5 protein-coding genes are annotated in these 6,405 nt (G+C 63.3%); all 5 read left to right on the forward strand.

Annotation, left to right across the window (positions count from 1 at the left end; genetic code table 11):
• Window positions 1-278 precede the first annotated feature (278 nt).
• The 5 genes from I8J29_RS19035 (at window position 279) to I8J29_RS19055 (ending at window position 6,224) form a co-directional block, all read left to right on the forward strand.
• Complete coding sequence (locus tag I8J29_RS19035; RefSeq protein ID WP_208849092.1) at window positions 279-2,081, forward strand: sensor histidine kinase; 1,803 nt, start codon at window positions 279-281, stop codon at window positions 2,079-2,081.
• The gene (locus I8J29_RS19040; RefSeq protein WP_208849093.1) at window positions 2,078-2,875 is read left to right on the forward strand and encodes a response regulator transcription factor; all 798 of its coding nucleotides are present in this window, start codon (window positions 2,078-2,080) and stop codon (window positions 2,873-2,875) included. The genes I8J29_RS19035 and I8J29_RS19040 overlap by 4 nt, the downstream gene beginning before the upstream one ends.
• A gap of 121 nt (window positions 2,876-2,996) precedes the next feature.
• Window positions 2,997-4,397, forward strand: coding sequence for an ABC transporter substrate-binding protein (locus I8J29_RS19045; protein WP_240546311.1), 1,401 nt, complete (start codon window positions 2,997-2,999; stop codon window positions 4,395-4,397).
• Window positions 4,398-4,502: 105 nt separating this feature from the next.
• The gene (locus I8J29_RS19050) at window positions 4,503-5,387 is read left to right on the forward strand and encodes a carbohydrate ABC transporter permease (protein ID WP_208849094.1); all 885 of its coding nucleotides are present in this window, start codon (window positions 4,503-4,505) and stop codon (window positions 5,385-5,387) included.
• 15 nt (window positions 5,388-5,402) lie between these two features.
• On the forward strand, window positions 5,403-6,224 hold the full coding sequence (locus I8J29_RS19055; protein WP_208849095.1) for a carbohydrate ABC transporter permease: 822 nt from the start codon (window positions 5,403-5,405) through the stop codon (window positions 6,222-6,224).
• Window positions 6,225-6,405: the final 181 nt, after the last annotated feature.

The following is a 6,405-nucleotide window of genomic DNA, read 5'->3' on the forward strand; positions in this document are numbered from 1 at the left end:
GGCGCTCGGCCCAGGCCGCCCGGGCCTTCGGCGCCTCCGCGTACGCGGGCGCCCGCCCACGCCGAGCCGCCCCGCGGCAAGGCGCCCCCGCCATCCTCGCCCGCGGCCCCAAGCCGCTCCCGAGCCGCGCACAAGGCTAGGCTTTTCCCCCCTATCCGCCCCGAATCACCGCCCGCGCAGCCGCAATCTCCCGCTTGTTGAATGCCCATCCCATGCATTAAGATAACGAACAACGACATGCGCCCGCGTACGGCGCGCCCCGGGAGGCTGACGATCCCATGCTCAAACGGCTGTACCTCCGGCTGACGCCGGAGACGTTCAAGAACCGGATCCTGTTCGCGTTCCTGCTGTTTCTGCTGCTGCCGATCGCGCTGCTCGTCGTGTACAACTTCAAGGGCACCGAGGCCGTGCTGCAGGACAACGCCGCGAAGAAGAACGCCGAGCAGCTCGAGGGCTTCAAGAGCGGCTTCGTCGACCTGATGTCGCTCGTCATGAAGACGGGGCTGCTGCTGGAGCAGGACGCGACGCTCCGCGGGGCGATGGAGGACCCGGACCAATACGACGCCATCGCGCGCAAGAGGCTCGTGGAGAATAAGTTCGCGGGCATCGAGAATACGTTTTTCATGACGGGGGCGACGGTGTACTATACGCTCATCGACCTGCACGGCCACGCCTACACGTCGTTCATGCCGAAGAGCGCGCTGAATTATAACGAGCTGAGCGGCGAGGCGTGGGTGAAGCAGCTGAAGCAGAAGGGCGGCGACCGGTACGTCTGGAACCCGCGCGACGAGAACGTCGTCATCCGCGAAAGCACCGCCAGCACCCGGATGCTGAGCTTGTACGAGCTGCTTCGGGACGATGCGTTGAAACCGTTTGCATACGGGCGGCTCAGCATCGATTACGAGGAATGGTTTTACCGGACGGCGAAGGAGGGCGGGCAGGAGGGCGCTTACTTCCTCGTGAACGATTCCGGCGACGCGCTGCTCGCGTCCGATGAGCGGGAGCGGGTGTCCGGCACGGTGGCCGAAGCGATCGAACGCGCGTCCTCCCTGGGCGGGGACGAGTCCGCTCCGGCTACGTCGATCGTCGACGAGAAGGAGCAGGCGCTGTATACGTACAGCCGGATCCAGGAACTGAACGGATACTTCGTGAAGAAGGTGCCCCTATCGCTGCTGTTCAAGGAGATCGACAAGCAGAAGCAGCGCTTCTTCGTCGGCTTCGCCGGCATCCTGCTCCTGTTCGTGCTGCTGACGTATTTCCTCTCCTCCACGATCACCGGGCCGCTGAAGCTGTTCCAGAAGAAAATGGACACGTCCGTCAAGGCGAACCTGAAGGTCAAGCTGCCGGAGCACGGACGGGGCGAGATTCTCGCGCTTACCCGCAGCTTCAACGCGATGATCGACGACATCAACGGCCTGCTGGTGCGACTCAAACTGGAGGAGCAGCAGAAGCAGTACGTGCGGTTCCAGGTGCTGCTGTCCCAGATGAACCCGCATTTTCTGCTCAATACGCTGAACACGATCAAGAGCATCGCGCTCGATAAGGACGAGGACGACATCTACGATATTTGCGTGGCGCTGGGCACGATTCTGGAAACGACGCTGAACACCGAGGTCGACCTCATTCGGCTGAAGGACGAACTGGTGCTGATCGACGCCTACATGGACATCCAGCGCCGGCGGTTCGGGCACGGGATCGGGATGCGGTACGACGTCGCCGGCGAGCTGGGGTACGCGCTCATTCCGAAATTCTGCCTGCAGCCGCTCGTGGAGAACGCCCTGCTGCACGGGTTCGGGCAGTCGGTGAAGGAAGGCCGGATCGTCATCAAGGCGGCCGCCCGGGGGCCGCATCTGTACCTGGAAGTCGTCGACGACGGCATGGGGCTCGAGCGCGCGGCGGAGCGGAAGACGGCGCGCAAGCGCAAGAGCATCGGGCTGCAGAACATCCGGGAGAGCCTGGAGCTGCTGTTCAAGTACCAGAGCACGGGGCTGACGATCGATTCGACGGACGCCGGCACGCGGGTGGTCATGCACATGCCCCTGCTGCTGTCGACGCCGTACGCGAAGGAGGAAGACCGATGACCACGACGGGAACGGGGGCGGGCCGCTGGCGAACGCTGATCGTCGAGGACGAGCAGCCCGCGCGGGCGAGCGTCCGCAAGCTGATGCAGAAGGCGAACGTGCCGTTCGACATCGTGGCCGAGGCCGGGAACGGTCGGGAAGGACTGGCGCTGATCCGCGAGCTGCGGCCGGACCTCGTCATCTCGGACATCGTGATGCCGGACATGGACGGCGTGCGGATGCTGCAGGCGGCGCGGGAGGAGGGCTTCGACTGCCGCTTCGTCATGCTGACGGCGATGAGCGAATTCGAATACGCCCGGCAGGCGGTCGAGCACGGGGCGTCCGGCTATCTGCTCAAGCTGTCGCTGGACCCGAAGGGCATCAAGGCGGCGCTGGACAAGGTCGCGGCGGAGCTCGAGCGGATGGCGAAGCTGCGCAAGGCGGACAAATGGTTTCCCGACGCCGACAAGGCCGGGCCGACGGACCATCCCGAGCTGAACCGGATCATCGGCTACATCGAGGAGCACTATGCCGAGGAGATCACGCTGAAGGGGCTGGCGGAGTATATCCGCATGGACGCGAGCTACGTCAGCGACCTGTTCAAGAAGAAGACGGGCACGACGCTGACCCACTATACCCAGAACCGGCGGGTGCGGGCGGCGAAGATGCTGCTGGCCGAGACGGACCGCACGGTGAGCGAGATCGGGCGGCAGGTCGGGTTCGAGAACGACAACTATTTCATCAAGATTTTCAAGCGCTGGAGCGGCGCGACGCCGAGCGAATACCGCAAGGGGCTCGCGGAGGAGTCGCCGTAAACCGCTTCCAAAAAACAAAAATCCGTTCTATGAAGCCCCAAACGGCGTTCATCCCCCGGAGGCGCGGTCGGTGATACAGTTAGAGACGTAGAGCACGACATTCCTGCAAGGGGGGATTCGAATGGCAAAGAAAAACTGGCTCCTCGGCGCGGTCGGCGTCCTGATGCTCGGCGGCCTGCTCGCGGGCTGCGGCGGCGACAACGGCGGCAATAACGGCGGCGGCAACGGCGGCAACGCCGCGGGCGGCAGCAACGCGGCATCCGGCGGCAACGCGGCCGGCGGCGACGGCGCCCAGACGAATAACGGCGGCGGCACGAACGCGGGCGCCGGCACGGGCGAGAAAATCAAGCTGACGATGTGGGGCGCCGTTCCCGAGGAAGCCGGGCCGCAGGCGGTCGTCGACGCCTGGAACCAGGCAAACCCGGACGTGCAGGTCGAATACGTCCGCTACGTCAACGACGACCCGGGCAACCTGAAGCTCGACACGGCGCTCATGACCGGCCAGGACGCCGACCTGTACATGAACTACACGCTGACCCGGCTGCAGAAGCGCGTCGACGCGGGCACGGCGGTCGATCTGTCCGGCTCCGGCTACGACATCGACGGCAAGATGGGCCCGGACGCGGCGCAGTGGAAGATCAACGACAAGTACTACGGCATCCCGACCAAGAAGAACATGGGCTTCATCTGGCTGAACAAAGACATGCTCGATGCCGCGGGCCTGCCGGTTCCGGCGCTCGACTGGACCTGGTCCGACCTGCGGGAGTACGCGAAGAAGCTGACGAAGGACGGCGTCTACGGCCTGCTGCAGCACGACGCGATGTTCACGGCGACGATCGACGGCACGGTCGCGGGCCTCGGCCTGACGAAGCCGGACGGCTCCTCGAACTTCGACAACGATCTGTGGAAGCAGCAGTTCCAGATCCTGCACGACATGATGTTCGTGGACAAATCGACGCCGGAATACGGCGAGCAGCTGACGAGCAAGATGCCGGTCGACACGATGTTCCTGCAGGGGCAGGCGGCGATGCTGAGCGCGGGCGAGTTTATTTTCCGCAACGCGAACAACCTGAAGGACTACCCGCACGACTTCAAGATCGCGTTCGCCACGATTCCGAAGGTGACGGCCGACCAGAAGGACTACAAGTACGCCGGCGGTCTCGGCGACGTGCTGTCGGTCAACGCGAAGTCGAAGCACCGGGACGCGGCGCTCAAGTTCGCGGAATGGTACGCCGACGGCGGCATGCTGCCGATGGCGAGCGGCGGGCGCATCCCCTCCTCGAAGAGCGTGGACAACAAGCAGGCGATGGATCTGCTGCTGAAGGGCGTGGAGGACAAATACGACGCCGATTCCATGAACAAGGTCGTCTTCGGCACGTTCCCGTCGTTCCAGCTCGACGTGCCGCAGCAGGTCATCGACGCTCGCAAGGAGGAGTACGAGAAATATTTCCTGAATAAGCAGGACCTCGCGGCGACGCTGGCCAACATGGCGAAGGAGCACGAGGAGCTCACCAAAAAATAACCGCGTCGCCCCGACCGCCCAAAGAGAAGAAGGGACTCTCCGCTTCCTTCTTCTCTTTGCCGCACGCGGAAGAGGCGATACGAAACCAAGAAAGGCGGCGATCCCGTGCGGCGGCGTAGCTGGATTCATAGGCAAGGCTGGGTCGGATACGCGTTCATCCTGCCGAACATGCTCGGCATTCTGCTCTTCTTCATCCTGCCGGCGCTGTTCTCGTTCGGCCTCATGTTCACCGACTATCAATTCTCGAACCCGCGCTGGTCGTTCACCGGCCTCGACAATTTGAAGCGGCTGTTCGGGGACGACAAGTTTTACGAGGCGATCCGGCATACGGCGATCTTCCTGCTGTCCGTGCCGGCGTCGCTCCTGCTCGCGTTTCTCGTGGCGCTCGTGCTGAACCGCGGCGTCTACCTGAAGGGGCTGCTCCGGGGGATGTTCTTCTTGCCGTACATCTCGAGCGGCGTCGCGGTGGCGTTCGTCTGGATGCTGCTGTTCCAGCCGACCCACGGCCCGATCAACGAGGCGCTGCGCTGGCTCGGCGTCGTCTCGCCCCCGGGCTGGTTCGCCGATTCCGACACGGCGATGTACGCCATCGACGTCGTGCAGATCTGGTTCATGCTCGGCTACAACATGATCATCTACTTGGCGGCGCTGCAGGAGGTGTCGACGGAGCAGCTGGAGGCCGCCCGCATCGACGGCGCGGGCAGCCGCACGATCACGTGGCGCATCCTCTGGCCGCTCGTCAGCCCGACGACGTTCCTGCTGCTCGTGACCGGCCTCATCATGACGATGAAGACGTTCTCGCTCATCCAGGCGATCACGCAGGGCGGACCGAGCGGGAGCACGACGATCCTGTCGCTGTTCGTCTACAAGACGGCGTTCAGCTATTACGAGATGGGCTACGCCTCGACGATCTCGTGGTTCCTGTTCGCCTGCATCCTTGCCATCACCCTGATTCAGTGGATCGGCCAGAAACGCTGGGTTCACTACTAGAAAGGAGCGCTTCCCATGAACGAAGGCACGTTGAAGTCCAAGCTGCCCGTCACGGCCGTCATGCTGATCGCCGGCGTCTTCATGATCGTTCCTTTCCTGTGGATGATCAGCACGTCGTTCCAGACGCCGACCGAGGTGTTCAAGACCTGGCTGCCGGCCAAGCTCGACTGGAGCAGCCACAAGCGCATCTGGACGGGCAGCTACAACTTCCTGCCGTATTACCTGAATTCGATCAAAATCGCGGTCATCGCCACGGCCGGCGCCGTGTTCCTCTCGGCGCTCGCGGCGTACGGCTTCGCCCGGACGGAATTCCGGGGCCGAGGCGCGATGTTCCTGTTGTACCTGTCGATGATGATGATTCCGCCGCAGGTCATTTTCGTCCCGAAGTTCATCCTGTTCAACTGGATGCACATCTACAACACGCATTGGGCGCTCATCCTGCCCGGCATGTTCTCGATCTTCGGCGTCTTCATGCTTCGGCAATTCTTCATGGGCATTCCGAGGGAAATCACGGAGTCCGCGTTCCTGGACGGGGCGGGGCATTTCACGATCTTCCTCCGCCTCGTGCTGCCGCTGGCCAAGCCCGCGCTCGCGACGTTCGCGATCATCGACTTCTCCTGGCAGTGGAACGACTACGAGAACGCGCTCGTCTTCCTGCAGAGCCCGAAGCTGTATACGATTCCGCTAGGCCTGCAAAATTTCATTCTCGAGAATAACGTGGACTACAACGGCATGATGGCGGCGTCGTCCGCGGCGATTATTCCGATGATCGTCATTTTCCTCGTCGGCCAGAAATACATCATCCAGGGCATATCCAGCTCGGCCGTCAAAGGCTGATAACGGCCGGCGGAGCCGGTGCGGGCGGGGATCGGCGAGCGGGCTGAAATGGCGGAAACGCGGTTTAATCGCAGCATTGGAACGGAACGGCAAAAAAGCAGTCGCTTCGGCGACTGCTTTTTTGCGCGGGCGCGCGGCCGCGAGCGGGGACAGGCCCGCGGGCGGACCGCGAAGGCCGCTG

It is taken from the genome of Paenibacillus artemisiicola, assembly GCF_017652985.1.
GTDB classification, from domain to species: Bacteria; Bacillota; Bacilli; order Paenibacillales; family Paenibacillaceae; genus Paenibacillus_Z; species Paenibacillus_Z artemisiicola.